This is a genomic window from Sulfurimonas sp. HSL1-2 (assembly GCF_039645565.1).
Classification (GTDB): domain Bacteria; phylum Campylobacterota; class Campylobacteria; order Campylobacterales; family Sulfurimonadaceae; genus Thiomicrolovo; species Thiomicrolovo zhangzhouensis.
In genome coordinates, this window is record NZ_CP147914.1 from 760712 (window position 1) to 786291 (window position 25580).

General features: G+C 57.6%; 30 protein-coding genes. 26 read left to right on the forward strand and 4 right to left on the reverse strand.

The features are described 5' to 3' along the window. Positions 1–57 precede the first annotated feature (57 nt). From WCX18_RS03840 to WCX18_RS03850, 3 genes are all read left to right on the forward strand, one after another. Complete coding sequence (locus WCX18_RS03840) at positions 58–657, forward strand: 5-formyltetrahydrofolate cyclo-ligase (protein WP_345989754.1); 600 nt, start codon at positions 58–60, stop codon at positions 655–657. Beyond that, positions 614–2182, forward strand: a complete 1569-nt coding sequence (gene rny, locus WCX18_RS03845) for a ribonuclease Y (RefSeq protein WP_345989756.1) — start codon at positions 614–616, stop codon at positions 2180–2182. Before WCX18_RS03840 ends, rny begins: the two co-directional genes overlap by 44 nt. A gap of 115 nt (positions 2183–2297) precedes the next feature. After that, a complete protein-coding gene (locus tag WCX18_RS03850; protein ID WP_345989759.1) occupies positions 2298–2753 on the forward strand; it encodes a CZB domain-containing protein in 456 nt (151 codons plus the stop codon). Between the two features lie 7 nt (positions 2754–2760). Here WCX18_RS03850 and WCX18_RS03855 read toward each other — a convergent pair whose 3' ends face one another. Together WCX18_RS03855 and WCX18_RS03860 are read right to left on the reverse strand one after the other, a co-directional pair. After that, positions 2761–3336, reverse strand: a complete 576-nt coding sequence (locus tag WCX18_RS03855) for a DUF3365 domain-containing protein (protein ID WP_345989761.1) — start codon at positions 3334–3336, stop codon at positions 2761–2763. Positions 3337–3414: 78 nt separating this feature from the next. Beyond that, on the reverse strand, positions 3415–4320 hold the full coding sequence (locus WCX18_RS03860) for a cation diffusion facilitator family transporter (protein WP_345989764.1): 906 nt from the start codon (positions 4318–4320) through the stop codon (positions 3415–3417). 67 nt (positions 4321–4387) lie between these two features. Between WCX18_RS03860 and WCX18_RS03865 the strand changes: the two genes are divergently transcribed. From WCX18_RS03865 to dapE, 8 genes are all read left to right on the forward strand, one after another. Next, the gene (locus WCX18_RS03865; protein WP_345989766.1) at positions 4388–5134 is read left to right on the forward strand and encodes a DUF2231 domain-containing protein; all 747 of its coding nucleotides are present in this window, start codon (positions 4388–4390) and stop codon (positions 5132–5134) included. Between the two features lie 50 nt (positions 5135–5184). Beyond that, positions 5185–6048: a tRNA 5-methoxyuridine(34)/uridine 5-oxyacetic acid(34) synthase CmoB gene (gene cmoB, locus WCX18_RS03870; protein ID WP_345990756.1), complete on the forward strand. Its 864-nt coding sequence runs from the start codon at positions 5185–5187 to the stop codon at positions 6046–6048. Then, on the forward strand, positions 6045–6428 hold the full coding sequence (locus WCX18_RS03875; protein WP_345989769.1) for a hotdog domain-containing protein: 384 nt from the start codon (positions 6045–6047) through the stop codon (positions 6426–6428). Before cmoB ends, WCX18_RS03875 begins: the two co-directional genes overlap by 4 nt. Positions 6429–6539: 111 nt before the next feature. Beyond that, positions 6540–7124: a DUF302 domain-containing protein gene (locus tag WCX18_RS03880; RefSeq protein ID WP_345989772.1), complete on the forward strand. Its 585-nt coding sequence runs from the start codon at positions 6540–6542 to the stop codon at positions 7122–7124. A 124-nt stretch (positions 7125–7248) separates the two neighbouring features. Next, complete coding sequence (locus WCX18_RS03885) at positions 7249–10323, forward strand: HNH endonuclease (protein ID WP_345989775.1); 3075 nt, start codon at positions 7249–7251, stop codon at positions 10321–10323. Between the two features lie 14 nt (positions 10324–10337). Further along, positions 10338–10562 (forward strand): hypothetical protein, encoded by a 225-nt coding sequence (locus tag WCX18_RS03890; protein ID WP_345989778.1) that lies wholly within the window; start codon positions 10338–10340, stop codon positions 10560–10562. 68 nt (positions 10563–10630) lie between these two features. Beyond that, positions 10631–10972 carry a hypothetical protein gene (locus WCX18_RS03895; RefSeq protein ID WP_345986285.1) on the forward strand — a complete coding sequence of 114 codons (342 nt, stop codon included), beginning with the start codon at positions 10631–10633 and terminating at the stop codon, positions 10970–10972. Between the two features lie 2 nt (positions 10973–10974). After that, complete coding sequence (dapE, locus tag WCX18_RS03900) at positions 10975–12069, forward strand: succinyl-diaminopimelate desuccinylase (protein ID WP_345989780.1); 1095 nt, start codon at positions 10975–10977, stop codon at positions 12067–12069. Here dapE and WCX18_RS03905 read toward each other — a convergent pair. Together WCX18_RS03905 and WCX18_RS03910 are read right to left on the reverse strand one after the other, a co-directional pair. Further along, positions 12063–13511, reverse strand: coding sequence for an ATP-binding protein (locus WCX18_RS03905; protein WP_345989782.1), 1449 nt, complete (start codon positions 13509–13511; stop codon positions 12063–12065). The two genes, dapE and WCX18_RS03905, sit on opposite strands and share 7 nt — an antisense overlap. Beyond that, positions 13504–14694, reverse strand: a complete 1191-nt coding sequence (locus tag WCX18_RS03910) for an amidohydrolase (protein ID WP_345989785.1) — start codon at positions 14692–14694, stop codon at positions 13504–13506. The genes WCX18_RS03905 and WCX18_RS03910 overlap by 8 nt, the downstream gene beginning before the upstream one ends. Positions 14695–14799: 105 nt before the next feature. On the opposite strand from WCX18_RS03910, the gene WCX18_RS03915 reads away from it, so the two are divergent. The 15 genes from WCX18_RS03915 to atpG all read left to right on the forward strand — a co-directional run bounded on the left by WCX18_RS03915 (position 14800) and on the right by atpG (position 25572). Then, positions 14800–15192 (forward strand): thioredoxin family protein, encoded by a 393-nt coding sequence (locus WCX18_RS03915; protein ID WP_345989787.1) that lies wholly within the window; start codon positions 14800–14802, stop codon positions 15190–15192. Next, on the forward strand, positions 15192–15566 hold the full coding sequence (locus WCX18_RS03920; protein WP_345989790.1) for a RidA family protein: 375 nt from the start codon (positions 15192–15194) through the stop codon (positions 15564–15566). The genes WCX18_RS03915 and WCX18_RS03920 overlap by 1 nt, the downstream gene beginning before the upstream one ends. A 225-nt stretch (positions 15567–15791) precedes the next feature. Further along, positions 15792–16100, forward strand: coding sequence for a 50S ribosomal protein L21 (rplU, locus tag WCX18_RS03925; protein ID WP_231020522.1), 309 nt, complete (start codon positions 15792–15794; stop codon positions 16098–16100). Positions 16101–16117: 17 nt separating this feature from the next. Further along, positions 16118–16375, forward strand: a complete 258-nt coding sequence (gene rpmA / locus WCX18_RS03930; protein WP_345986291.1) for a 50S ribosomal protein L27 — start codon at positions 16118–16120, stop codon at positions 16373–16375. A gap of 127 nt (positions 16376–16502) precedes the next feature. After that, positions 16503–17603: a GTPase ObgE gene (gene obgE, locus WCX18_RS03935; RefSeq protein ID WP_345989792.1), complete on the forward strand. Its 1101-nt coding sequence runs from the start codon at positions 16503–16505 to the stop codon at positions 17601–17603. Continuing rightward, complete coding sequence (gene proB / locus WCX18_RS03940; RefSeq protein ID WP_345989795.1) at positions 17600–18370, forward strand: glutamate 5-kinase; 771 nt, start codon at positions 17600–17602, stop codon at positions 18368–18370. The genes obgE and proB overlap by 4 nt, the downstream gene beginning before the upstream one ends. Next, positions 18367–19275, forward strand: a complete 909-nt coding sequence (gene fmt / locus WCX18_RS03945) for a methionyl-tRNA formyltransferase (protein ID WP_345989797.1) — start codon at positions 18367–18369, stop codon at positions 19273–19275. Before proB ends, fmt begins: the two co-directional genes overlap by 4 nt. Further along, positions 19226–19888: a biotin--[acetyl-CoA-carboxylase] ligase gene (locus WCX18_RS03950; protein WP_345989801.1), complete on the forward strand. Its 663-nt coding sequence runs from the start codon at positions 19226–19228 to the stop codon at positions 19886–19888. The genes fmt and WCX18_RS03950 overlap by 50 nt, the downstream gene beginning before the upstream one ends. Further along, positions 19885–20667, forward strand: coding sequence for an AAA family ATPase (locus WCX18_RS03955; protein ID WP_345986296.1), 783 nt, complete (start codon positions 19885–19887; stop codon positions 20665–20667). The genes WCX18_RS03950 and WCX18_RS03955 overlap by 4 nt, the downstream gene beginning before the upstream one ends. Positions 20668–20676: 9 nt before the next feature. Further along, on the forward strand, positions 20677–21522 hold the full coding sequence (locus WCX18_RS03960; protein ID WP_345989803.1) for a ParB/RepB/Spo0J family partition protein: 846 nt from the start codon (positions 20677–20679) through the stop codon (positions 21520–21522). Between the two features lie 131 nt (positions 21523–21653). Next, a complete protein-coding gene (locus WCX18_RS03965; RefSeq protein ID WP_345986298.1) occupies positions 21654–22076 on the forward strand; it encodes a F0F1 ATP synthase subunit B' in 423 nt (140 codons plus the stop codon). A 9-nt stretch (positions 22077–22085) separates the two neighbouring features. Next, on the forward strand, positions 22086–22601 hold the full coding sequence (locus WCX18_RS03970; protein WP_345986299.1) for a F0F1 ATP synthase subunit B: 516 nt from the start codon (positions 22086–22088) through the stop codon (positions 22599–22601). Beyond that, complete coding sequence (locus WCX18_RS03975) at positions 22601–23134, forward strand: F0F1 ATP synthase subunit delta (RefSeq protein ID WP_345989805.1); 534 nt, start codon at positions 22601–22603, stop codon at positions 23132–23134. The genes WCX18_RS03970 and WCX18_RS03975 overlap by 1 nt, the downstream gene beginning before the upstream one ends. 21 nt (positions 23135–23155) lie before the next feature. Beyond that, entirely contained in the window at positions 23156–24673 is a 1518-nt protein-coding gene (gene atpA / locus WCX18_RS03980) for a F0F1 ATP synthase subunit alpha (RefSeq protein ID WP_345986301.1), read from the forward strand. A gap of 8 nt (positions 24674–24681) precedes the next feature. Further along, positions 24682–25572: an ATP synthase F1 subunit gamma gene (gene atpG / locus WCX18_RS03985; protein WP_345989807.1), complete on the forward strand. Its 891-nt coding sequence runs from the start codon at positions 24682–24684 to the stop codon at positions 25570–25572. Positions 25573–25580 lie beyond the last annotated feature (8 nt).

Consider the following 25580-nt stretch of genomic DNA (forward strand, 5'->3'; position numbering starts at 1 on the left):
ATCTCCGGTAAAGCCCCATTGTCCGGGCCGCGGAGGTGGTTTCGAACGAGGTGCATCATGACGAAAGCCGCATTCCGCGACATCTGCCTGGAGAAGCAGCGGTCGGTCTGGGAACACAACCGGCTCGAGCGGGATAAACGGCTCTGCGATGCCCTCTATGCGGAGGTGCGTACAACGGGCGGGAGAGACATCCTGCTCTTCTGGCCGCTTGGCAGCGAACCGGACCTGCGGCCGCTGCTGCATCGCTTGCGCCGGGAGGGGTGGAACGTCTATCTGCCTTTTATGGTCGGTGCAAGCTTCCGGATGGTACCATTTAGATACCCGATGTACCGTAAAAAATTTGGGATTTACGAGCCGGGATACAGTAACAGAAACATTAATAAGATTGATATAGCTGTGGTGCCAGCCGTCGGGGTTGACGCACAGGCACGCCGCATCGGATTCGGCAAGGGGATGTACGACCGTTTCTTTGCCCGATTGAACAGAAAACCAAAAACGATCTTTGTTCAACTCGAAGAGTGTATGACAAACGAGAAAATTTGCGATGATTACGATGTTTCGGCTGATGTGCTGTTGACACCGTCGGCCCGCTACGAAGCAGCGGGGACGATACATGATAAACGAAATACTCTCCGGAGGCGCGATCGCCACGATTAGCGGTGTGGTGGGCTTTTTCATTTCGAAAAAGATCACGAGCGCCCACCTGGATTTTTATACGGAACAGGCGAAAGCCAAAGCAAGAACGATTGAAAAAGAGGCGGAGGCCCTGCTGATCAGCGCGTCGGAACGGGCGCGCAAGACCGAAGAGCGTGCCGAACACCGCTACGAGGACGCCGTAAGGCGTGCCGAACACGACATGGCCGAACGCGAATCGAGCATGTCCCGCCGCGAAAAGGACCTGGAGCGTTTTGTCCGCCAGGAGCGAGAAGCGGTCGAACATGAACTGAAAGTGGCCGGCAGCAAACGGCTGGCCGTCGAGCGCCGCGAGAAAGCGCTGATCCAGCTTCAGAACGATTTCGAACGCCGGACGGACGAGGCGATCCGTGCCGTCGAGCGCAGCGCCGGTATGACGAAGGAGGAGGCGCGCCAGCTGCTGCTCTCCCAGGTGGAGGCGCGTTCGCGCGACGAGATTGCCCACATCGTGCGCCGCTACGAGACCGAGGCGCGGGAGCAGGCCGAGCGTCATGCCAACTTCCTGCTGGCCCAGGCGACGAGCCGTTTCGCGGGGACGTTTGCTTCGGAGCGCCTGATCAGTGTCGTGCACCTGGACGATGACGAGCTCAAGGGGCGCATTATCGGGAAGGAGGGGCGCAACATCAAGGCCCTGGAGATGGTGCTGGGCGTCGATATCATCATCGACGAGACGCCCAAGGAGATCGTGGTGAGCAGCTTCAACCTCTACCGCCGCGCCATCGCGACGCGCACGCTGGAGCTCCTCATCGAGGACGGGCGCATCCAGCCCGCAAGGATCGAGGAGATCCACGCCAAGGTGACGGCCGAGTACGAGGAGAAGATCCTCCGCGAGGGCGAAGAGGTCGTCTTCGAAACCGGCGTCGGCCCGATGCACCCGGAGCTGATGAAGCTGATCGGGCGGCTGCGCTACCGGGCGAGCTACGGGCAGAACGCCCTGGCGCACACCCTCGAAGTCGCCAATATGGCGGGGATCATCGCCGCGGAACTCGGCGGGGACCCGAAGATGGCGAAGCGGGCCGGACTGCTGCATGATATCGGCAAGGCGCTGACGCATGAGCATGAAGGGAGCCACGTGGACCTCGGCGCCGAAGTGTGCCGCCGGTATGACGAGGATACCATCGTTATCAATGCGATCTTCGCCCACCACGGCCAGCAGGAGATGGACTCCATCGAGTGTGCCGCCGTCTGTGCGGCCGACGCCCTCTCCGCCGCCCGTCCGGGCGCGCGCCGCGAGGTGCTCGAGAGCTTCCTCAAACGGGTGACGGAGATCGAGGAGATCGCGTCGCGCCACCCGGGCGTACGCCAGGCATACGCCATCAATGCCGGCCGCGAAGTGCGCGTCATTGTCAATGCCGAAGTCGTCAGCGACGACGAAACGGCGCTGCTGGCCAAGGAGATCGCCGACGAGATCGCCCAGAGCGTGAGCTACCCGGGCGAGATCAAGGTCAACGTCATCCGCGAACTGCGCAGCGTGGAGTACGCACGCTGAAACACGGTAACTGTGTCCGTTTCTTAAACGGAAAATGTTATTAAACAGTGCTAGAATGCCCGCTGCATTTTAAGATCGGTTTTTAGTGAACCGAATGACGCCAAGGAACGTATCGATGGATAAAGCACAGACGCTTGAACAGCTCAGCGCGGCTAAAACAGCGCACATCAAATGGGTCAACCGTGCGAAGGCTCTTGTCGGGGGGCTTCCGGTGGAAAAGGACGCCATCCCCGTCGACAGTACCGACTGCCAGTTCGGCCAGTGGTTTTACGGCGAGGGACAGAAGCTGCATGCGATTCCCGGCATGGACCGCCTCAGTACGATCGAAACCCTGCATTTTACGCTGCACGACACCTATCTGAAGATTTTCGGACTCTATTTCGGGGAGATGAACCGCTCGTTTTTCAGCAAACTCTTCAATATGAAACCCAAGATCTCCGACAGTGACAAAGCGTTGGCAAAGGAGTATTTCCAGCAGCTCGAAGGGGTCTCGAAGCAACTGCTCGACGAGATCGGTCGGCTGGAGCGGCGGCTCAACGCGATGAGCGCGGAGAGCTTCGAGGAGAAGTAGGCGGAGCCTAGTGCTTGACGGTGACGACGACCGCGCCGCGCAGGTCGTTCATGCGGTAGCCCGTCGCTTTGTCTTCGGGGTAACGTTCACGGATCGCTTTGGCGAGCTCCGGCAGCTTGTCGATGTCGCCGTGGCATTTGAGGCAGGCCTCTTTGTTGATCAGCAGCGGCTTGTAGTATTTGTAGACGCCGTCCCCGATGACTTCGACGACCTCGTCGGGCAGAACGACCCCGTTGGCCTGAAGGGTTTCGAGGGACTCGAGGATCGCTTTTTCACTCCCCTGGGGTGCATTGACCGGGTTGCGGTACTTGAGACTGATGCGCTTGACGCTGACATCGGAGCCCATGGACTGGTCGACGACCTCCGTCATCGTATAGGCGTGGTCGCTGCAGAACCCGAAGGCCTCCATCGGGCCGCCGGATTGAAGGTGCTTCTGAAGGTTGCCGCCGAGGCTTTTGAGCAGGGCGGCCGAAGCCTTCTGGCCGGTGGCTTTGACGGCGGCGATCTCCTCGGGTTTGCTCTCATAGGGGTTGGCCAGCAGGGCCGCCGCAACAAAAGTGGTCGTCAAAAACAATTTTTTCATTTTTATCCTCCAAAAGTAATGTAGTGTAATTCTAACGCTTTTTTCAGCAACACCGAACGGCAGGGGCTGTCCGGCTGTTTAGGTGGCGTAGAGCTGTTCGACTTCCATCTCGTTGATGTCCGAATCGTCATAGGGATCGGTGTGGATGAAGGGGTGGACCCTGTCGTTGGGAAAGAGCATCCGCATCATGCTCTCGACCTGGTCGCTGACCTTGTGGGCGTCGAGCAGGGAGGTCGCGTCGTCAAAGACGAGGTGGACGGAGACGAAGATGTCGCTGCCCGCCCGCCGTGTCTGCAGATGGTGGTGGCCGTTGATCCTCTGCAGCCGGTTGAGCATCGTCGTGATGCGGGCGATCTCCTCCTTGCTCAAAGAGACATCCAGCAGCATCATCAGCCCCTCTTTGAGAATAGGGAAAGCGGAGTAGATCATGTAGATCGCGATCCCTATCCCCAGCAGCGGGTCGATCAGCTCGAAGCCGCTGAAGTGGATGATCCCCAGAGAAAGGAGGATCGCCCCGTTGGTGAAGAGGTCGGTCTTGTAGTGCAGCGCGTCGGCACGGATGACGAGGTTGTTGTTCTTTTTCGCGACGTGGTTCAGAAAGAGGACCAGCGCGCCGGTGAGGATGATGGAAAAGAGCATGACCCCCATCGAGGCCTCCATGTACTCGATCGCCCGCGGCGTGATGATCTTGTCGATCGCGCTGTAAAGGATGAAGAGTCCGGAGATGGAGATGATGGTCCCCTCGACAACGGAGGCGACCGCTTCGAGTTTGCCCAGGCCGAAGTTGAAGTTTTCGTCCGGTTTGCGCTCGGACTGGTGGAGGGCAAAAAAGTTGAAGATGGAGACCGAAAGGTCCAGCAGGGAGTCGATCGCGGACGCCAAAACGGCAACCGAACCGCTGACGATCCCGATGGCCAGCTTGAAGAGGACGAGGACACCCGCCGTTGTACTGGAGATTAAAGTCGCTTTTTTCTCGATACGCATGAGGCCGATTTTAGCGAAAGATGGCTAAAATGCGTCTCATAAGGGCCTAGGTCAGCAAGGAGTTTTCATGCAGTTACCCCAGATTTCCATCCCCCTGACACTGCCGTTCGAGGTGCCGGCGATGCTGCACCCGGTCATCATCCATTTCGCACTCGTACTGCCCATCATCGTCCTGCTCCTGGAGCTGGCGAACCTCGGTTTCAAGCGCCGTGCGCTCAGCCTCTCGTCGCTCGGGCTGCTGCTGCTGTCGGTACTCTTCTATGTGGCGGCCTATTTCACCGGCAAGGCGGACGGCAGCGAAGCCTTCGAACTGCTCGGCGATGAGGCGCGCGAAGCGCTGGGCGCGCACAAGATGCTCGGTACCTACCTCGTCTACGCGCTGCTCATTCCATTGGCGTTCAAACTGGTGGCGATGCTGCTGGCGCAGAAATGGGCCCGCGGGGCACTGATCGTGACGCTTATCATGTTCATCAGCTTTATGGTCAAACAGGGGTATGACGGCGGCGAGCTCGTCTACCGCTACGGTGTCAACGTGGCGGCGGTAACGGAGGCACAAGCAGCCGCCTCCGACGCGCGCGACGAGCTGGCGGATATGAACGAGACGGTCACGGAGCAGGCCGCGGAGATCGAAACCCTCAAGGCGCAGATCGCGGCGATGCAGCAGCAGGCCGGCGAGAGCTTCGGGGAGAAGATGGACAAGGCGGTGACCGATGCCGTCTCCAAGGTGAAGAAAATCTTCAGCGACGACAACGCTACCAAAGCGGCGCCGCAGGAGGAGAAGGCCCCTTCAGCCGAGACAAACGGGACGATTTGAACGTGACGGTTTCTCCTCTCGATGCCGTCCGCCGCGAACGCGAAGCGTGGATGGGATGGAAAAACATCGCCCCGCTGCGGGAGGCACTCGCGGCACTCCCGGAGATCGAGACGGCCTGCAGCTACGGCGATACGGTCCGCCTGAGTACGGAAGCAACGATCGATCATATGCAGATCGAAGCGGTCGCACGGATGATGATGCCGTGGCGCAAAGGGCCGTTTGAACTCTTCGGACTCTTCATCGATACCGAGTGGCAGAGCTTTATGAAATACAACCTGCTCCGTCCCCACTTCAACCTGCGGGGGAAGCGGGTGGCGGACATCGGCTGCAACAACGGCTACTACCTTTTCCGAATGCAGGAGGATGCCCCGGCGAAGCTGGTCGGGTTCGACCCCTCGGCGCTCTACAAGACCCAGTTCGATTTTATCAACCATTTCGCGAAGACGGAGATCGTCTATGAACTGCTGGGCGTCGAACACCTGCCGCAGTACGAAGAGAAGTTCGATACGATCTTCTGCCTGGGGGTGCTCTACCACCGCAGCGATCCCGTGGCGATGCTTAAGCAGCTTTACAAGGGGCTTGAGAGCAGCGGGGAAGTCTACCTCGATACCTTCATGATCGACGGGGAAGAGGAGATCTGCCTCAGCCCGGCGGGGGCGTACTCCAAGATCCCCAACATCTACTTCGTCCCCACCGTCCCCGCGCTGCGCAACTGGTGTCTGCGGGCAGGCTTCAGCGGCTTTGAGCTGTTGGAGACCTCTGTGACGACCCCCGAAGAGCAGCGCAAAACGGAGTGGATCGAGGGACAGAGCCTGGAAGATTTCCTCGATCCCGAAGACCCCTCCAAAACCGTCGAGGGGTATCCCGCCCCCAAACGGGTCTACGTCCGACTGACAAAGGAGCCCAAAGCATGATGCTCAACACCCACCTTAAAATAGACAAGGGCCTCTGCGGGACTGTCATTACCCTGAACGAAGGGTATGCGGCGGTCGAATTGGAGACGACGCCGGTCATGGCGGCGGATGAAGAGGGGCTGGTGCACGGCGGCTTCGTTTTCGGCGCAGCCGACTACGCGGCTATGGCGGCCGTCAATGAACCGACCGTCGTTCTGGCGGGGAGCAGCTGCCGCTTTCTTGCCCCGACACGCGTGGGGGAAACCCTGCTGTTCAAAGCGCGGTGTATGGAAAGCGACGGCAGAAAATATAAGATCACGGTAAATGCATTTTGTGGCGAAACGGAAGTGTTTTCGGGGGATTTCAAAGCCGTGGTCCTGCCCAAACACGTGTTGGGTTGAGCGGTTTCTACACAGTTTTTGTATAAAAAAATCAAAAAAGTTCGATTTCCTCTAAGTTATTTAATTTTTTGATAGTACAATTTTATCACATTGTTTACAAGGAGTAGTAAGTTGAAAAACGTAATGACAGCAGTAGCTGCAATCATGATGACCTTCATGATCAGTGGTTGTTCGACAATGCACATGGGATGGACCGCGGTAACGCAACAGTACAAACTGGACGACAAGGCAATGGATGCCTACGACAACATGTTCACGAAAGTCACTGAGTACGGTGACCCGGCAAGAGCTATGATGCAGGAGTGGCTGGTCAAAGACGATATCGCGAACGACGATGTCGCCGAGACGATCAAATCACTGGCAGAAGAGTACAACATGCGCGTCACGGGCGACATCAAGATGTACACAAAAGACGATGCGGCACCGACCGAAGTCAAGCACGCGCGTATCTTCTCCCTGTGTAGCCTTCCGATCGCGAAAGTCTTCCTGAACTATTCACGCTACTACGGCGGTTTCATGCCGTGCCGTATCATGCTGGTTGAATACGGCAACGGTGAGCGCTGGCTCGTCAGCATGGACATGACACTGGCGATCCACGGCGGTTACGAGCTCCCGGCTGATATGCTCAAAATGGCACTCAGCGTCAAAAAAGCAATGGACGAGATCCCGGCACGCGCTGCTATCGGCGACTTCTAAGACCTCTCGCTTCCGACGGTGGCGTGCTGCGGCACGCCGCCACCCTCTACAACCAACTCCCCCTAAGCCGTTTTAGCTATAATCTTTCCTTACAAAAACAACGTCATCGCAAGGGTTTTATGTCGTGCTACACAGCGAGATTGATGGGATTCTCAACAGCAAAGACCGCCTGCTGACAGAGGTCTATTTCGACCTGCAGCGCCGTTTCGAAGAGAAGTACGGCAGCGATACGGTCGTCTTTATGGAGATCGGCACCTTTTACGAAGTCTACGAGGTCAACAATGACGACATGCAGGTGGGCAAGGCCAAGGAGATGGCCGAACTGCTCAACATCCAGCTGACCAAGAAAAACAAGAACATTGCCGAAAACAGCGTCAAGAACCCCTTTCTTGCCGGGGTGCCTTCCGTCTCGTTCGAGCGCTACCTGGGCCGCCTGATCCAGGAGCAGCGCTATACGATCATCGTCATCCGCCAGAAGGGGGTGCCGCCGAAGCTCAGTCGCTTCATCGGGCAGATCATCTCCCCGGGCACGAACTTCGACCATACCGTTGACAACGACGACAACTACATCGTCTCCCTGCTGATCGACCGCCACAAAGATATCTACAGCGTCGGCTATGCGGCCATCGACGTGACGACGGGGAAAACCTGGCTCTACGAGACCTACGGCACGAGCGAAGACCCCACCTATGCGCTGGACGAGGTCTTCAACCTGCTCAACATCTATCGGACGACAGAGGTGGTACTGACCTTCTTGGAGGGGGTGGAGAACCAGAAAGAGGTGATCCGCTACCTGGAGATCAGCGAGCACTACGCCTACAGCGTCAACCACGAACGCCCGAAGATCGATTACCAGAACGAACTCTTTGAAAACGTCTACCAGATCCAGTCTCTACTGTCGCCGATCGAACACCTCGACCTGGAGCGCCACCCCTTCGTCTCCGAAGCGCTGGCGACGCTGGTGCACTTCGTCATCGAACACGACTACCACATCATCCAGAAGCTTGCCCGGCCGAAGATGATCGACAATACGCGCTACATGTACCTGGGCAACAATGCATTGGAACAGCTGGCCGTCATCTCCAAAGACCGCAGCGACATGACACTGCTCAAACTCGTCGACAAGAGCGTGACGGCGATCGGCAAGCGCCTGCTCAAGGAGCGCCTGCTCAACCCCATCCAGGAGCGCAGCGAGCTGGAGCGCCGCTACGGGCTGATCGACCGGGTGATGCCGCACGTGCGGATGCTCGGCGATGCCCTTCGGGGGGTCTACGACCTCGAGCGTCTCCACCGCCGGATCGCCCTGGCACGCCTGCACCCCTTCGAGATGAACTATGTCCACGCCTCGCTTGTCGGCATCCGGGAACTGATGGAGTTCGTCAAACGGCACAAGCTCATCAAGACCCCCTTCAGCGAGCAGGAGGTCGACACTTTTATCCGCGACATCGAGCAGAGCATCGACCTGGAGGTGTCGCGCCGTTTTACCGTCAGCACCGTTGACGACAACTTCCTGCGCCGGGGTGTCGACGTGCAGGTGGACGCACTGGTGGACGAAAACGCCCGGATGCTGCAGAATTTCGCGATCATCATGGACGCGATGGAACGGATGCTCGGCGAGCAGGGGGCGGCTGCGGGGAGCGGCGGCTATGTCTCCCTGGGGGTCCTGGACAAGGAGGGGCACTACATCTCCATGAGCCGGACCCGCTGGGCGATGATCGAAAAGGAGTTCGCCTCCGGCAGCGTCGACCTGGGAAACGAGACGGTCTGTTTCAGCGACTTCAGCGTCAAGCGGCTCACCAACAGTGTCAAGATCACCTCGGAGCTGACCGAACAGCTCTCCGACAAGATCATGCGCAACCAGGCGAAGATCGTCGCCCTGGTCAAGGAGCGTTTCATCGCCCTGCAGCGCACCTTCGAGCGGCGCTATACGCTCCTGTTCGAGCGCATCATCGGCTACGTGGCCGACCTCGACGTGGCCGTCGCCTCCGCGCGGGCGGCGCAGCAGTACAACTTTGCCTGCCCGACCATCGTCGATGTCCATGAGGACGAGAACTTCCTGCAGCTCATGGCGCTGCGCCACCCGCTCATCGAGATCCAGGAGCGGCAGGGGATCTACGTGCCCAACGACATTGTCATGGGCAACCGCGCCTACATGGATCTTCCCTATCCCGAAACGGTCATGCTTGATCCCGCCGTGCACGACGGCCATGATGTCAACGGCGTCCTGCTCTACGGTATCAACTCCAGCGGGAAATCCTCGCTGATGAAGAGCGTCGGGCTGGCGGTGCTGATGGCACAAGCCGGTTTTTACGTACCGGCGTCGTCGATGAAGTTCTCGCTCTTTGAGTCGCTCTTTACCCGGATCGTCTCCCGCGACAACCTGCAAAAGGGGCTCTCCACCTTTGCCGTCGAGATGATGGAACTCAAGAACATCTTCAACCGCGCCGGGACACGGTCGCTGATCCTCGGCGACGAAATCTCGCACGGGACGGAGACGCTCTCCGGCGTCGCCATCGTCGCGAGCGCGATCATGAAACTGGCGAAACTGCGCTCCCTTTTCCTCTTCGCCACCCACCTGCACCAGCTGGCCAACATGGAGGAGATGCGGCGGCTGGAGAATGTCGTCGACCTGCACCTGAGCGTGGAGTATGATGCGGTCAAAGACAAGCTTGTCTTTAACCGCGTGCTGCAGTCGGGCAGCGGTTCGAGCGTCTACGGCCTGGAGTTCGCCCGCTCCCTGCACATGGACTCGGAGTTTCTGGAGGCGGCGAACCGGATCCGCAAGCGCCTCTCCAACGACTTTGACGAACTGGAGCTGCTGGTGAAAAAGCGCACCAGCAAGTACAACAAGGACCTCTACGTCACCACCTGTGTCATCTGCGGGGCGAAGGCGGAAGATGTGCACCATATCGCGCACCAGTCCAGTGCGGATGCCCGCGGGTTCATCGGCCATGTGCCCGTCAACCACCGCCACAATCTCGTTCCCCTCTGCCGTGACCATCACCGGGAGATCCATGAGGGCAAGCTCGTTGTCAAAGGCTTCGTGATGACCTCCAGCGGGCTGGAGCTTGACGTCGAGGAGCAGCTGGCCAGAGTGCAGGTCGTCAAAGAGGAGGTCCCGGAGATCAACACGGTCGACCTGCCAGAGCACGAGCCCGAAGCGCCGCGGAAAGCCTCCATCGACATGGACGATTTCTAGCAGGAGGACGACCGATGTTCAAACCCCATTCGCAGGAGCAGCTCAAAGTCCTCAGAGTGACGGCGGGGGAGCGCTATACGATCGAGTACCGCAACAAAGACTACTTCAACGGTGAAGAGACCGTTGAACGGGGGACGGGGACGGCCGTGGTCACGGAACAGGGGATCTTTTTCAACGTTGAGGACCCCTACGGGATGGAGAAGCTTATAATGCAGGCACGGGTCATCGCCCGCGGTTGAATCGTAAGGGGCGCTTGAAACGAAGACGTTATAATCCGGTAATTGATTTGCCGGAGAAGGAGACCAGGATGAAAAAAGTATGGATTGTTTTGACCGTCACGTTGCTGATGCTCGGCGGCTGTACCCAGGAGACGCAGAACAAGCTCGGCCACGGGCTGCAGAACTGGACGGGGACGAACGGGGTGCTCGATATCTACAGCGGCGGCAAGCTCGTGATGCGCTTCATCAAGATCGGCAAGATGAGTACGGCAAAGGGGACCGACGACAGTTCCCCGAGACCCTACCGCTACAGCTACGGCGTACTTGACAGCAACTTCAACTACGAGGTGGACAGCGGCGAGAAGAAGCTCTATTTCGAGATCAGCGACTATTCGACCGAATATGTCTTCTATGAGAACCCGAAAGGCTGAGTTTGGACGTCGTTGAACTCTTCAAACACCTGATCGAACGCAAAAGCGAGACGCCGGACGACGGCGGCATCCTTGACTTCGTCGAAGGCTACCTGGACGGCTATACCGCCGTGCGCATCGACGTGGACGAGGTGAAGAACCTCTTTATCTATAAACGTTTCGGCAGCGGGAACCATCTCTGTTTTGCCGGGCACGTTGACGTCGTCCCGGCCGGGGAGGGGTGGGAGACCGACCCCTACACGGCCGTCGAAAAAGAGGGGAAGATCTACGGCCGCGGCGCTCAGGATATGAAAGCCGGCGTCTCGGCGTTCCTGCAGGCGGTCAAAGAGACGGAGACCTTCGGGGGCACCCTTTCACTGCTGCTCACATCCGACGAGGAGGGGCCGGCGAAACACGGTACGGTGGAGCTTCTGAAATGGCTCAAAGCGGAGGGGATGCTCCCCGATGCCTGTATCGTCGCCGAACCGACCTGCGAAGAGCGCTTCGGCGATGCCATCAAGGTCGGCCGCCGCGGTTCCATCAACGGGGTGATCGAAAAGCGGGGCAAACAGGGGCATGCCGCCTACCCGGAAAAGGCGAAGAACCCCATCCATAAAGTCGCCCAGGTGCTGCACTATATGGCAGGGGTCAACCTGGACGAGGGGGACGAATATTTCAGCCCAAGCCAGTTCGTCGTGACCGATATCCGTGCGGGGATGGAAGTGACCAACGTGACGCCGGGCAAGCTGAAGATGATGTTCAATGTCCGCAACTCCACGAAAACCTCGAAGGAGGACATCGCCGAATTCGTTCACCACTATTTCAAAGAGATGGATTACACCCTGACCCTCGACCAGAGCGCCAAGCCCTTTGTCACCGACGCGAACACCCACATCGTCCGGACGATCGACGCGGCGATCGCATCGGTAACGGGGATGCGGCCCAAACACTCCACGGCGGGCGGCACTTCCGATGCCCGTTTCATCGCCGAATACGGCATCGACGTCATCGAGTTCGGGGTGCGAAACGACACGATTCACGCCCCCAACGAATGCACGACCCCGGAGCAGGTCCGCGGGCTCTGCGACGTCTTCAAGCAGGTGATCGCCACCTACTGAGCCTCCGCTCCCGCGGAAGCCACCCTCGCTTCATCCTCCTGGATATACTCCAGCATCGCCTTGGCGTTCTGCGAGTAGCACACCAGCTGCTCTTCGTCGACAAAACGGCTGTTTTTACGCTGCAGGCGCAGATAATCCTCATTATGATAGAAACTGAAGAACACCCCGCTGTAGAAGAAGTGGCGGCGGTTCAGCATGGTGACGACCTCGTCGATCTCCTCGATGTGGTGCAGGTTTAGATCGGCGTAGACCATTTCGCAGTGGTCGGTGTGCATCAGGTCGATCAGCTCATCCAGCGCTTCGGGGTCGGGCAGCCCTTCGATGATGATGAAACCGACATTGATGTGGGGGTTGAAGTGGTGGGTGAGGACCTGCCGGTTGGGGTTGGCCGGGCGGCTGACGGAGGCTTCCACCCTGGCACAGCGGTAGGTGGCCTCGATCTGCTCCGCATAGCGGCCGGGCAGGAAGCGGTAGCGTTTGTGGGTGTCAAAGACGAGGAAGCTGATCATCGCCCCGCTGCGCAGGGATGCCTTGATCTGGCGTTCGATCTCCGTCTGGGAAGGGACCTCGCCGAGCACGATCGCCGTTTCGCACATCCCGTGGGAGAGGTTGGCCTTCTGGCTGTAGGGGTGCAGCATCAGGGCTTCCCCGTAGATGGCATTGAGGTGCATCTGTGCGGCGGTGGCGATGATCGTATCGAACATCCGGTTCATGATCCCCATTTTCTTGAACTCGGGATCGACGGCGGCAATGGCAATCTCGGCGATCTCGGCATGGCGGGAGAGGACCAGGGCGAAGTGGCCGACGACGCGGACCCCGTAGACGGCGACGATGGAGACGACTTCACGGTCCTCGTTGAGCTGGCGGATCTTGACGGGGTCGTAGAACTGGCTCTTGTAGTAGGTGTAGTGGTAGTTCTTGTAGATGAGCTGGGCAATCCCCTCGGCGTCGGAGGCCTCGAAACGGCGGACATCCAGCCGTTCCAGGATCGTCTGCTTGTCGGGCAGGACGGTGGAGGTTTTCCCGGTACGGATGTCGTAGCTGTGCTCGAAGGCCTGGATGACGCTGAACCGTTTTCCCTTGTTCTCGAGCATGGTGAACCAGAAGCGGTCGACAAGATCGTAGATGCGGTAAAAGCCTTTTTCGTGCACCGCCGAACGGTCGACCGCCTCGCTCATGAACGGGGTGAAATCAAACGGCAGACCGCTGTCCTCAACGTCGATCTGCAGTTGGCGGGGGGTGATGGTGAAACGGACCGTGACGTCCATGTTTTCCATCTTGATGTAGGCGTGTTCGACGACGTTTTCCAGCAGCTGGTCGATCGCCTCTGAGAGCTGTTCGGGACGGTGCAGCGGCAGCAGCTGTCTCAGGTGCTTGCAGGTGTAGCGTAGAAGCGAAAAGTGGGTCCGGCTGGTGAGGCGGATTTCGATGAGGTCACGCATCGTCCATCGCCTCCAGGGCGGCGAGCGCCATGATTTTCATGCCGTAGCGCAGGGCGTCGTCATCGACGTCGAAGCGGGCATTGTGCTGCGGAATGCAGGTCCCCTTTTCCGGGTCGCAGGTCCCCAGACGGAAAAAGGCGCCCGGGACGATCTCGAGGTAGCGTCCGAAGTCCTCGCCGCCCATGACCGGGTCGGCAAGGTCGATGACGTTTTCCTCGCCCAGGACGGTTCCCGCGGCACGCCGGACGATGTCGACCATGGCGTCGTCGTTGGTGACCTCGGGGGAACCGAAACGGTAGGCAAAATCGTACGTCGCGTGCATGGAGTCGCAGATCCCTCTGATGGAGACCTCCATCATCTCGGGGATGGCGTGGCGTACCTCGTGGTTGACGGTCCGTACCGTCCCGCACACCTTGACGTGGTCGCAGATGACATTGGGGGCCTTGCCCCCTTCGACGGTCCCCAGCGAGATGACGGCGGGGTGCAGCGGGTCGATCCGCCGGGAGACGATGTGGTTGAGAGAGTTCACCGCCATCGACATGACGAGGATCGCGTCCACCCCCTCGTGGGGGCGTGCCCCGTGCGCGCTTTTGCCGAAGATCTCGATCTCGAAGGTGTCGGCGGAGGCGAGCATCACCCCGTACTTGTAGCCGATCTGCCCGGTCGGAAGGTAGGGGTAGGCGTGCAGGCCGAAGATAGCCTTGACCCCCTCCAGTGCCCCGTGTTCGATCATCTGGGAACTTCCCCCCTCCGTGATCTCCTCGGCCGGCTGGAAGATGAAACGTAGATTCTGTCGGAGCCCGCTTTCGTTCTTCTTTAGGGCCAGGGCGGCGCCCAGCAGGACGGCGGTGTGGGCATCGTGGCCGCAGGCGTGCATAATGCCCGGGGTCTGTGAGGCATAGTCGCGTTCGGTCCGTTCCTCGATCGGGAGGGCATCGATGTCGGCGCGCAGGGCGACGAAGGGGGCGTTTTCGTCGACGATGATCTCCGCGATCAGCCCGTAGTGCTCTTCGAACGAGCGGACCCGTAGCCCCTCCGCTTCGAGAATCCCCTTGAGCATCAGGGTCGTCTGCGCTTCCGCCCCGGAGAGTTCGGGATGGGCATGCAGTTCATGCCGCAGGATCACGATCCGCTCCTGGATGGTGTCGATCGTTTCGAACAGCGTGGTCTGGTCTGTTTCCATACATCACCTCACCTATATGGATTGATTATAGTGCACTCCGATTGAAAGCAATCTTTGATGCGGCAGCCCTCACTTATGCTAAAATGAACCGACACGAGGGGACTTATGCGGTACGGGCTGATACTTATTCTTTTCACGGCACTGTTGACGGCGGCACCGGCGGAGTGGGCCGAGCGTTACGACAAGGCCAGGCAGATCGCGGCACAGGAGGGGAAGATCGTCTATCTCCTTATCACCGCGCCCGGCTGCCGCTGGTGCAAACGCTTCAAACGCACTACGCTCAAAGACAAAGCGGTCCGGAAGCGTCTGGCGGCGTTGGCCGTCGGCGTGGAGGTCGAGCGTGACAGCGGCACTTATCCCGCCAAATTCAAGGCGCCGATGATCCCCATGCACTATTTTTTAAGTGCCGATGAGAGGGTTTTGGTTAAAATGCCGGGCTACTGGAACATAGAGGATTTTATGTCCATACTCGACGATGTGGAAAGGAAACGAAAATAATGCAGTACGTGCAGACAGCAGACGCCCCGGCGGCGATAGGACCCTACTCTCAGGCGGTCAAGGTGAACGGGATGGTGTACACCTCCGGACAGATCGCGCTGACCCCGGCGGGCGAGATGTGTGAGAACGACATTACGGTCCAGACGAAGCAGGTGCTTGCAAACCTGACGGCAGTCCTTGAAGCGGCGGGAAGCGGGCTGGACAAAGTGATCAAGACGACGATCTTCCTCGATAACATGGACGATTTCGCGACCGTGAACGCCCTCTATGCCGAAGCCTTCGGCGACCATAAGCCGGCACGTTCGACGGTGGCGGTCAAAACCCTGCCCAAAAACGCCCTGGTGGAAATCGACGCGATCGCCCTTGCGGATTAAAGCCTTTTTGGCTATAATTCGCCCACTAAAAGAACAGGGACCTCTCTTGAAGACTGAGAGTGTAACCAGAGGATTGCGCTGAAACAGCGGCATGCGTGTCGCTGATGGCTCTCCTCCATCCAGGCGCTAAAAGGCCTGATCGAACTGATTGTCACGTTTTGATGAGGCGGATACACTCTGAGTCTTTAAGTCGAGATTCTTTTCTATACATTACAAGGAAATGCTATGTACGCAATCATCAAAAACGGTGGCAAGCAGTATAAAGTAGAAGAGGGCGATATCCTCCTGCTTGACAAAATGAGCCTCGAGCCGAAAGCAACGCTCGAGATCAAAGAAGTACTCGCGGTCAATGCCGGTGAGCTGAAAGTCGGTGCTCCTTTTGTTGACGGTGCGGTTGTTACTGCAGAAGTCATCAACGAAGGCCGCGACAAGAAAGTCACGATCTACAAAAAGCGCCGTCGTAAGGACAGCAAACTCAAGCGCGGTTTCCGCCGCAGCTTCACACGCGTTCGCATCACGAAGATCGCGGCGTAATCTAGGAGGAGTTCGATATGGCACACAAGAAAGGTCAAGGTAGTACACAGAATAACCGCGATTCCGCGGGACGTAGACTTGGTGTGAAGAAATACGGCGGCGAAACTGTCAAAGCCGGAAACATCATCGTTCGCCAGCGTGGTACGAAAGTACACCCGGGTCAGAACATCGGCATGGGTAAAGACCACACGCTGTACGCGCTGGTTGACGGCATCGTTCAGTTCGAGCGTAAAGACAAGACCCGCAAGCAGGTCTCTATCGTACCGGCTTCCTAAGCTCTCTACCCCTAAATCAGGCGCTGCTTCGGCAGGGCCGCTTTCATCTATTCACCTTTATTTAACAGTATACTTCTAACGGATGTCCAAGTCTTCTGTTGAGTGAAGCCCTACAAGGATTTAATGCATGTTTGTCGATCAGATCGAATTGGAATTATCATCGGGAAAAGGCGGCGCAGGCTGTGTGGCGTTCCGCCGCGAGAAATTTGTGACCAACGGCGGTCCGAACGGCGGTGACGGCGGACGGGGCGGGGACGTCTGGTTCCGCGTCGACAACAATACCCACACCCTGGCACACTACCACGGCAAGCATAAGCTCGTGGCGGAAAACGGCCGTCCGGGTCTGGGCTCCAACATGACGGGCAAGTCGGCACCGAAACTCTTCGTCATCGTACCGCCCGGCACCCAGGTCTTCGACGCCGAGAGCGGCGAGCTGCTGATGGACCTCGTCCGTGAGGGCCAGGAACAACAGCTGCTGCAGGGCGGCAAGGGCGGCCTGGGCAATACCCACTTCAAATCCTCGACGAACCAGCGCCCGACCTATGCGCAGCCGGGTGAACCCGGTGAGACCCGCCGGGTCCGTCTGGAGCTGAAGCTCATCGCGGACGTCGGCCTCGTCGGCTTCCCCAACGTCGGGAAATCGACGCTCATTTCGACCGTCTCCAACGCGACGCCGGAGATCGCCAACTACGAATTTACGACCCTGACACCGAAACTGGGACAGGTCCGCGTCAGCGATTTTGAATCCTTCGTCATGGCGGATATCCCGGGGATCATCGACGGCGCCAGCGAAGGGCGCGGCCTGGGACTGCAGTTCCTGCGCCACATCGAGCGGACGAAGACGCTGCTTTTCATGATCGACCTGGCGTCGTACATGACGATGACCTACCAGTACGAAACGCTGCAGCAGGAGCTGGAACGCTTCAGCGAACTGCTCGCCACGCGTGCCTTTGCAATCGCGCTGACCCGCGTCGACGCCCTCTCCAAAGAGGAGGCCGAGGAGAAGATCGCGGAGATGATGAAGCTGGTGGGCGTCAAGCCGTCTCAGCACAGCCGTTTCGGTTTCGATGATTCCCTGCCGTTTTACGAGCAGGACCTCTCCGACGAGACGCAGCAGTTTGACCGCGAGAAACCCTTCTTCATGGCAGCGATCTCCTCCGTTGCCCATGAAAATATCAAACCGCTCAATTTCGCGCTGCATACCCTGATAGGAATGGAGCAAGCTTGAAACGCATCGTCCTCAAGGTCGGCAGTGCCGTCCTGACCGAGAACAACCGCATTGCCCGCGACCGGATGCAGAACCTTGTCGACCTGATCGCCCGCCTCAAAGCGCGCTACGAAGTGATTCTCGTCTCCAGCGGCGCCGTCGCGGCGGGATATACGGAGCTCAAGCTCGATAAAAGCGTCCTGGCGAACAAGCAGGCACTCGCCTCCATCGGGCAGCCGCTGCTGATGAACCGCTACAAGAAGAAGTTTGAAAAGCACGGCATCCTGCCGGCACAGGTCCTGGTGACGGCGGCGAACTTCTACACGGAGAGCCAGGCGGAAAAGGCCCGCAACACCATCGATACTCTGATTGGGAACGGGGTACTGCCGATCATCAACGAGAACGACGCCACCGCCGTCGAAGAACTGGTCCTGGGCGACAATGACCAGCTCTCCGCCTATACGGCGTACCATTTCAACGCCGACCTGCTGGTGATCCTCTCCGATATCAACGCCTATTACGACAAGGACCCGCACTGCCACGACGATGCCTGCGTCCGGCCGCTTGTACACGCTATCAAGGCCGAGGAGCTCTCCAAAGAGGTGACACCGCACAACAGCTTTGCCACGGGGGGCATCGTCACCAAGCTCAAAGCGGCGCACTTCCTCCTTGAACGCGGCCGCAGCATGTTCCTGGCCAGCGGGTTTGACCTGGAAGATATTGAAAACTTCCTCCTGAATGATACGCAGAGCGGCGGCACGCTCTTCACCCCGGAAAGTGTCGCATGAAAGTGATCTTTATGGGGACGCCGGATTACGCTTCGCAGATCCTGGAAACACTGATCGCGCAGAGTGATATCGAGGTCGTTGCGGCCTACACCCAGCCGGATAAACCCGTGGGGCGGAAAAAAGTGCTGACGCCGCCACCGGTGAAAACCGTCGCACTGGAAGCGGGCATTCCCGTCTACCAGCCCGAGCGTCTGCGCGACGATGCGACGGTCGAGACGCTGCAAACGATCCCTTGCGACTATATCGTCGTCGCCGCCTACGGGCAGATCCTGCCCAAAGCGGTGCTCGATCACGCCCCCTGTATCAACCTGCACGCCTCCATCCTGCCGCAGTACCGGGGCGCCAGCCCCATTCAGCAGAGCCTGCTGAACGGGGACAAAGAGACCGGCGTGACGGCAATGCTGATGGAGGAGGGGCTCGACACCGGGCCTATTCTCACAATCGAACGGATAACGATCGGTGATGATGAAACCGTTGGCAGCCTGTTCGACCGCTTGACCGACCTCGCGGCCAAGATGACGCCGGACGTGCTGCGGGCTTACCCGACCCTGACAGCGGTGCCGCAGAATGACGCCGAGGCAAGCCTCTGCAAGAAGATCAGCAAGGCCGACGGCGAGGTCGCCTTTGATGACGCCGTGAAACTCTACAATAAGTACCGTGCATTCACCCCCTGGCCTGGGGTCTACCTGGAAAGCGGCCTGAAGCTGACGAAGATGACACTGGCGGCATCAACGGGGGCAAACACCCCGGGCCGTATTTTCGCTGTCGAAAAGATGCGGGTGAAAGTAGGCTGCAGCAAAGGGGCACTCTGGGTCGAAACGGTCCAGCCGCCGTCGAAAAAAGCGATGGCGGTGAATGATTACCTCAACGGGAAACGGCTCGGCCTTGACGATACGCTGGCTTGAGCAGGTCGATTCGACCCAGCGCTACCTCATTGACGCCCTGAAAACGGGGGAGACGCCCCCTTTGGCGGTGGTCGCGGATCTCCAGGAGGCCGGGCGCGGGAGCCGGGGAAACAGCTGGACAGGTTTGGAAGGCAACCTCTTTTTCTCATTTGCCGTGGCGCGCAGCGCATTGCCCCCGGACCTGCAGCTTGAATCCTCCTCCATCTATTTCGCTTTTCTGCTCAAAATGGCCCTTGAGGATGCCGGATCGGAAGTGTGGCTGAAATGGCCGAACGATTTTTACATCGGCGGGCAGAAAATCGGCGGAACGATCACGACAATGCGGCAAAATACCCTGGTGTGCGGCATCGGGCTCAACCTGAAAAATGCCCCGGAGGGTTTCGGCGTTCTAGATATCGATGTTTCACGAGAAATGTTATTAAATGATTATTTTTCAAGGGTGGAAGGATTTCCGAAATGGAAGGAAATCTTCAGACTATACGCGCTAGAATTTGACAAAAGCAGACGGTTCCAAACGCATAATAATCATCATAACTTTTCCTTAGAAAACGCGGTGTTGTGTGACGATGGATCGGTTATGTGTGACGGGCAAAGGATATACAGCCAGCGATGAGTGAAGTAATTGTAATTGCCAATCAAAAAGGCGGGGTAGGTAAGACGACGACTGCGGTTAATCTCGCGGCATCCCTTGCCGTTGAAGGGAAAAAGGTCCTGCTGATCGATGCCGATCCGCAGGCCAACGCCACGACATCGCTGGGATATACCCGTAATGATTACGAGTTCAATATCTATCATGTGCTGATCGGGGCGAAAAAGCTCGGTGACATCATTCTGACGACCGAACTGCCGATGCTGGATCTTGCACCGTCGAATATCGGCCTCGTCGGGGTGGAAAAAGAGTATTACGACTCCAGCCAGAGCAAAGGGCGCGAGCTGATCATGAAAAAAGCGATCGCGCAGGTCAAAGAGCATTATGACTATGTCATCATCGATTCGCCGCCGGCCCTGGGGCCGATGACGATCAATGCCCTGAGCGCATCGAATTCGGTCATCATCCCGATCCAGTGCGAATTTTTCGCCCTCGAGGGGTTGGCGCAGCTGCTCAATACCGTGCGCCTGATCCGCAAAACGATCAACCCCTCCCTGGCCATCAAAGGGTTCCTGCCGACGATGTACAGTTCGCAGAACAACCTCTCCAAACAGGTACTGGCGGATCTGCGCCAGCACTTCAAAGAGAAGCTCTTTACCGATGAAACGGATGACTGCATCGTGATCCCGCGCAACGTCAAGCTGGCGGAGAGCCCGAGTTTCGGAAAACCGGCCGTGCTTTACGACGGGCGCTCCAGCGGTTCCGTCGCGTATCAGAACCTTGCCCAGGCCATCCTGGCGTAACGGATGGGTATGGCAAAAACGAAATCCCTCGGACGCGGACTGGGTGAACTCCTCGGCGAAATCGAAGAGGCCTACGACCACGAGATTCCGAAAAATGCCCAGGTCGTAGAGGTTCCTGTCTCACAGATCCGACCGAATCCCTTCCAGCCGCGCAAACATTTTGACGAAAAAGCCCTCGGGGAGCTGGCCGCTTCCATCAAGACCCACGGCCTGATCCAGCCCATCGTCCTTGTCGAAGACGTCGACGGCTACATTCTCGTTGCCGGCGAGCGCCGCTGGCGTGCGAGCAAGCTGGCGAAGATTAAAACGATCCGTGCGGTGATCGCCTCCCTGGATGAAGCGCAGATGCGCCAGCACGCTCTCATCGAGAATATCCAGCGCGAGCAGCTCAATGTCGTCGAACTGGCCCAGGCTTACGAAGAGCTGATCAATCTGCACGGGCTCACCCAGGAGGAGCTCTCATCGGTGGTGCACAAGAGCCGCAGCCATATTACCAATACCCTCCGTCTTCTGCAGCTCTCCAAGAAAACCCTCTCCTCATTGATCGACAGTACGATCAGTGCCGGGCATGCCAAGGTTCTGGTGGGGCTGACGGACAAAGAGCAGAAAGTGATGGTCGATTCCATCCACGGCCAGAAACTGAGCGTCCGCGAAACCGAGCAGATGGTCAAACGGATGAAAAGCCGCGGGGAAACGGAAACCCAGGAGAAGCCGAAAGCCCCTGAATACGACCTCGGGGCCGTACGGAGCGCACTCTCGGACGGCGGTTTTGCCGTGGCCGCCGGCACGAACAAAATCACCATCACCTTCCGCGATGAGCAGGAGGTTGCCCGTTTTCTGGACATCCTCGGCTGACCGCTGCATTATTTTGTAACCAAAAAAATTCCCCCCTTTGTAATTTTTCTCCTTTTTCGCTTTTTCCCCTCCCAACTTAACAGGGTTTTTAATTTATAAATTGTATAATCACGCAACTTTTAGGAGGTGATATGTTAGATATTAGTCCACTGCTGCTCATCAGTACAGCTGTTGTCTTCCTTATCCTTATCGCCGTTCTAAACGGTATGCTCTACAAACCTCTCTTTGCTTTCATGGAAAAACGTGACCAAGACATTCAGAATGATCTGACAGCTATCGGCTCTAACGACGCCGAAGTCAGTGCACTGAACGAAACCGCGGACTCCATTATCAGCGAAGCACGTTTGCAAGCGGCTGGGGAACGGGAAAAAGTGATTGCGGATGCAAAAAATGCGGCGGAAGCCGCCATCGGTGCCAAGCGTGCTGAGCTGGCCAAAGCTTATGAAGCCTTTGAGGCGGAACTTGCGACAGAGCGCGAGAACCTCCGGAATGCGCTTTCTGCTGAGGTCCCGGCTTACGTCGAGGCTGTTAACGCCAAGATCAGCAAGATATAAGGAGACATGATGAAAAAACTGTTGGTTATGACCCTGTTCGTTTCAGCATCGCTCTTCGCTTCGTCCGGTGCCGAGCACGGTGCGACAGATATCCTTCCGCGTACGGTCAACTTCCTGATCTTCGCCGGGATCCTGTGGTATTTGCTGGCGAAGCCGGTCAAAGGTTTCTTTACCGGCCGTGCCGGTGAAATCGCCGACCGTCTGAACAGCATTCAGGACAAACTGCGTGCTTCTGAAGCGGAAAAAGTCGCTGCGGAAGCCCGTGTCGAAGAGGCGAAGACCTTTGCGAGCGAACTGGCTGCGACAACGGAAAAAGAGAAAGACGTTCTCAAGAAACAGATTGAAGCCCAGTCTGCGAACGAGATCGCCGTTCTCGAAAAACAGATGAAAGACAAAGAGAGCCTCGCGGAGCGCCAGATGGTGCGCAGTGTCGTTGAAACTGTCCTTTCAGATGTGACAGCACAGAGCACAGCCTCCCTCGACAAAGAGAAGATGGCTGACATCATTGTGAAGAAGGTGGCGTAATGGAAGCGATGATCGCACAACGTTATGTAAAAGCCCTGACTTCGCTGATGGATGCCGAGGCTCTGGCGAATACGAAAACACTCTTTGATGCACTCGCGGAGGCCTTCGGCGAGAAGGCGTTTGCCGATATCATCAATGACCCCAATGTCGCCGACGCTGCGAAACAGGAACTCCTGCTCGCGATCGTCGCCGGCGCAAACAGTAACGCTGTTAACAACCTGGTCAAACTCCTGGTTGAGAAGAAGCGCCTGGCGATTATCCCGGCAATTGCCGAGTCACTCCGCCTGACACTGGCAGGGATGCACAGAACCTATGAAGGCAAGGTCTACAGCAATACGGCCGTCGAAGCATCGACACTCGCCGCACTGAGCAGCGACCTTGGTAAAAAGATGGATGCGACGATCACGCTCGCGTTCGTCGCGTCGGATTATGACGGTATCAAAGTCGAAGTGGAGGACCTCGGTGTCGAAGTCAGCCTCTCGAAGAGCCGCATGAACGCTCAACTCGTTGAGCACATCTTAAAAGCAATTTGATCTTGGAAAGGAGATAGCATAGTGGTAGCAAAAGTACAAGCAGATGAAATCAGTTCAATCATCAAAGAACGTATCGAGAACTTTGAACTGAACGTCGATATTAATGAAACAGGGAAGATCGTCTCTTACGGAGACGGTGTTGCTCAGGTCTATGGCCTGTCCAATGCAATGGCCGGTGAAATGGTCGAATTCGAAGACGGGACTCAGGGTCTTGTCCTCAACCTCGAAGAGAGCAGCGTCGGTGTTGTTATCCTCGGTAAAAGCGGTGCACTGCGCGAAGGCATGAGCGTCAAGCGCCTGGGCAAACTGCTGCGCGTACCGGTCGGCGACGCACTGCTGGGTCGCGTTGTCAACGCCCTCGGTGAGCCTATTGACGGCAAAGGCCCGATCGAAGCAACGGAAAACCGTTTCGTCGAAGAGAAAGCACCGGGCATCATGGCACGTAAATCCGTCCATGAACCGATGGCAACCGGTATCAAGTCTATCGACGCCCTCGTGCCGATCGGCCGCGGTCAGCGCGAGCTGATCATCGGTGACCGCCAGACAGGTAAAACGACGGTTGCACTCGACACGATCATCAACCAGAAAGGCAACGGCGTTGTCTGTATCTATGTTGCTGTCGGTCAGAAAGAGTCTACGGTCGCTCAGGTCGTCCGCCGCCTCGAAGAGCACGGTGCCCTCGAGTACACTATCATCGTTTCCGCGACAGCGTCCGAAGCGGCTGCACTGCAGTTCCTCGCGCCGTACACCGGTGTCACGATGGGTGAATACTTCCGTGACAACGCGCGCCACGGTCTGATCGTTTACGATGACCTTTCCAAGCATGCGGTCGCTTACCGTGAAATGTCCCTGATTCTCCGCCGCCCTCCGGGCCGCGAAGCGTTCCCGGGTGACGTATTCTACCTCCACTCCCGCCTCCTCGAGCGTGCTGCGAAGCTCAACGATGAGAAAGGTGCAGGTTCACTGACGGCACTGCCGATCATCGAAACGCAGGCGGGTGACGTTGCGGCATATATCCCGACAAACGTCATCTCCATTACCGACGGTCAGATCTTCCTCGAGACAGACCTGTTCAACTCCGGTATCCGCCCGGCGATCAACGTCGGTCTCTCTGTATCACGTGTCGGTGGTGCAGCACAGATCAAAGCAACCAAACAGGTTGCCGGTACACTGCGCCTCGACCTGGCACAGTACCGCGAACTCCAGGCGTTCGCCCAGTTCGCTTCCGACCTCGACGAAGTCAGCCGCAAGCAGCTCGAACGCGGTCAGCGCATGGTCGAAGTTCTGAAGCAGCCGCCGTACTCTCCGCTCACTGCAGAGAAGCAGGCGCTGGTGATCTTCGCGGGTAACGAAGGTTACCTCGACGACCTGCCGGCAAGCAGCGTTGTCAAGTTCGAAGCAGAACTGTATCCGTTCGTAGAGGCTTCTTATCCTCAGATTTTCGAGAACATCCGTTCTACATCCAAAATCGACGATGAGACGAGTGCCCTGATGAAAAAAGCGATCGAAGAGTTCAAAGCGTCTTTCGTCGCTGAGTAAGGACCATCATGGCCAACTTAAAAGATATTCAACGGAAGATCAAGAGTGTCTCTAGCACGCAGAAAACCACGCGTGCGATGAAGCTCGTCTCCACGGCGAAACTCCGCCGTGCGGAAGAGCTCGCGAAGCGCTCACGTCTTTTTGCCGAAAAAACGAATGCCATGATCTCTGAACTGGCCAGCCAGATCGAATGTATGAAGATCGGCGGTATTGAAAACCGTGCTTTCTCCGAGATTGAAGCGCCGAAAATGGTCGATATCATTTTCGTCACGGCCGACAAAGGCCTCTGCGGCGGTTTCAACATGCAGACGATCAAAGCGGTTCGCAAACTGATGGCCGAGTTCAAAGACGAGAAGGTGAAAGTACGCCTTCGCGGTGTCGGCAAGAAAGGGATTGAGTTCTTCAGCTACAACCAGGTGGAGATGCTCGACCAGGAGATCGGTCTGAGCTCTACGCCGGACATGGATCGTGCCGCCGAATTCATGGATGCATCCATCCAGGACTTCAAAGACGGTAAGATCGACGGTGTCTACGTCGTTTACAACGGCTACAAGAACGTCATTACACAGGAACTCCATGTCAACCGCATCATGCCGGTCGACACCAACGAGTTTGACTGCCAGGACGTCAGCAAAGGTTCCCTGCTGGAACTGGAAGCCGAAGACAGCGAAAAGATGCTTGACGCACTCTTGACGAAGTATGCACAGTACAACATGTACTACGCACTGATCGACTCAGTCGCAGCGGAGCACTCCGCGCGGATGCAGGCGATGGATGCGGCTACGAACAACGCCAAAGAGATGGTGAAGAAACTGACGGTCCAATACAACAAGGCACGTCAGGAAGCAATTACGACCGAGCTGATCGAAATCATCAGCGGCGTCGAATCGATGAAATAGGAGGAATC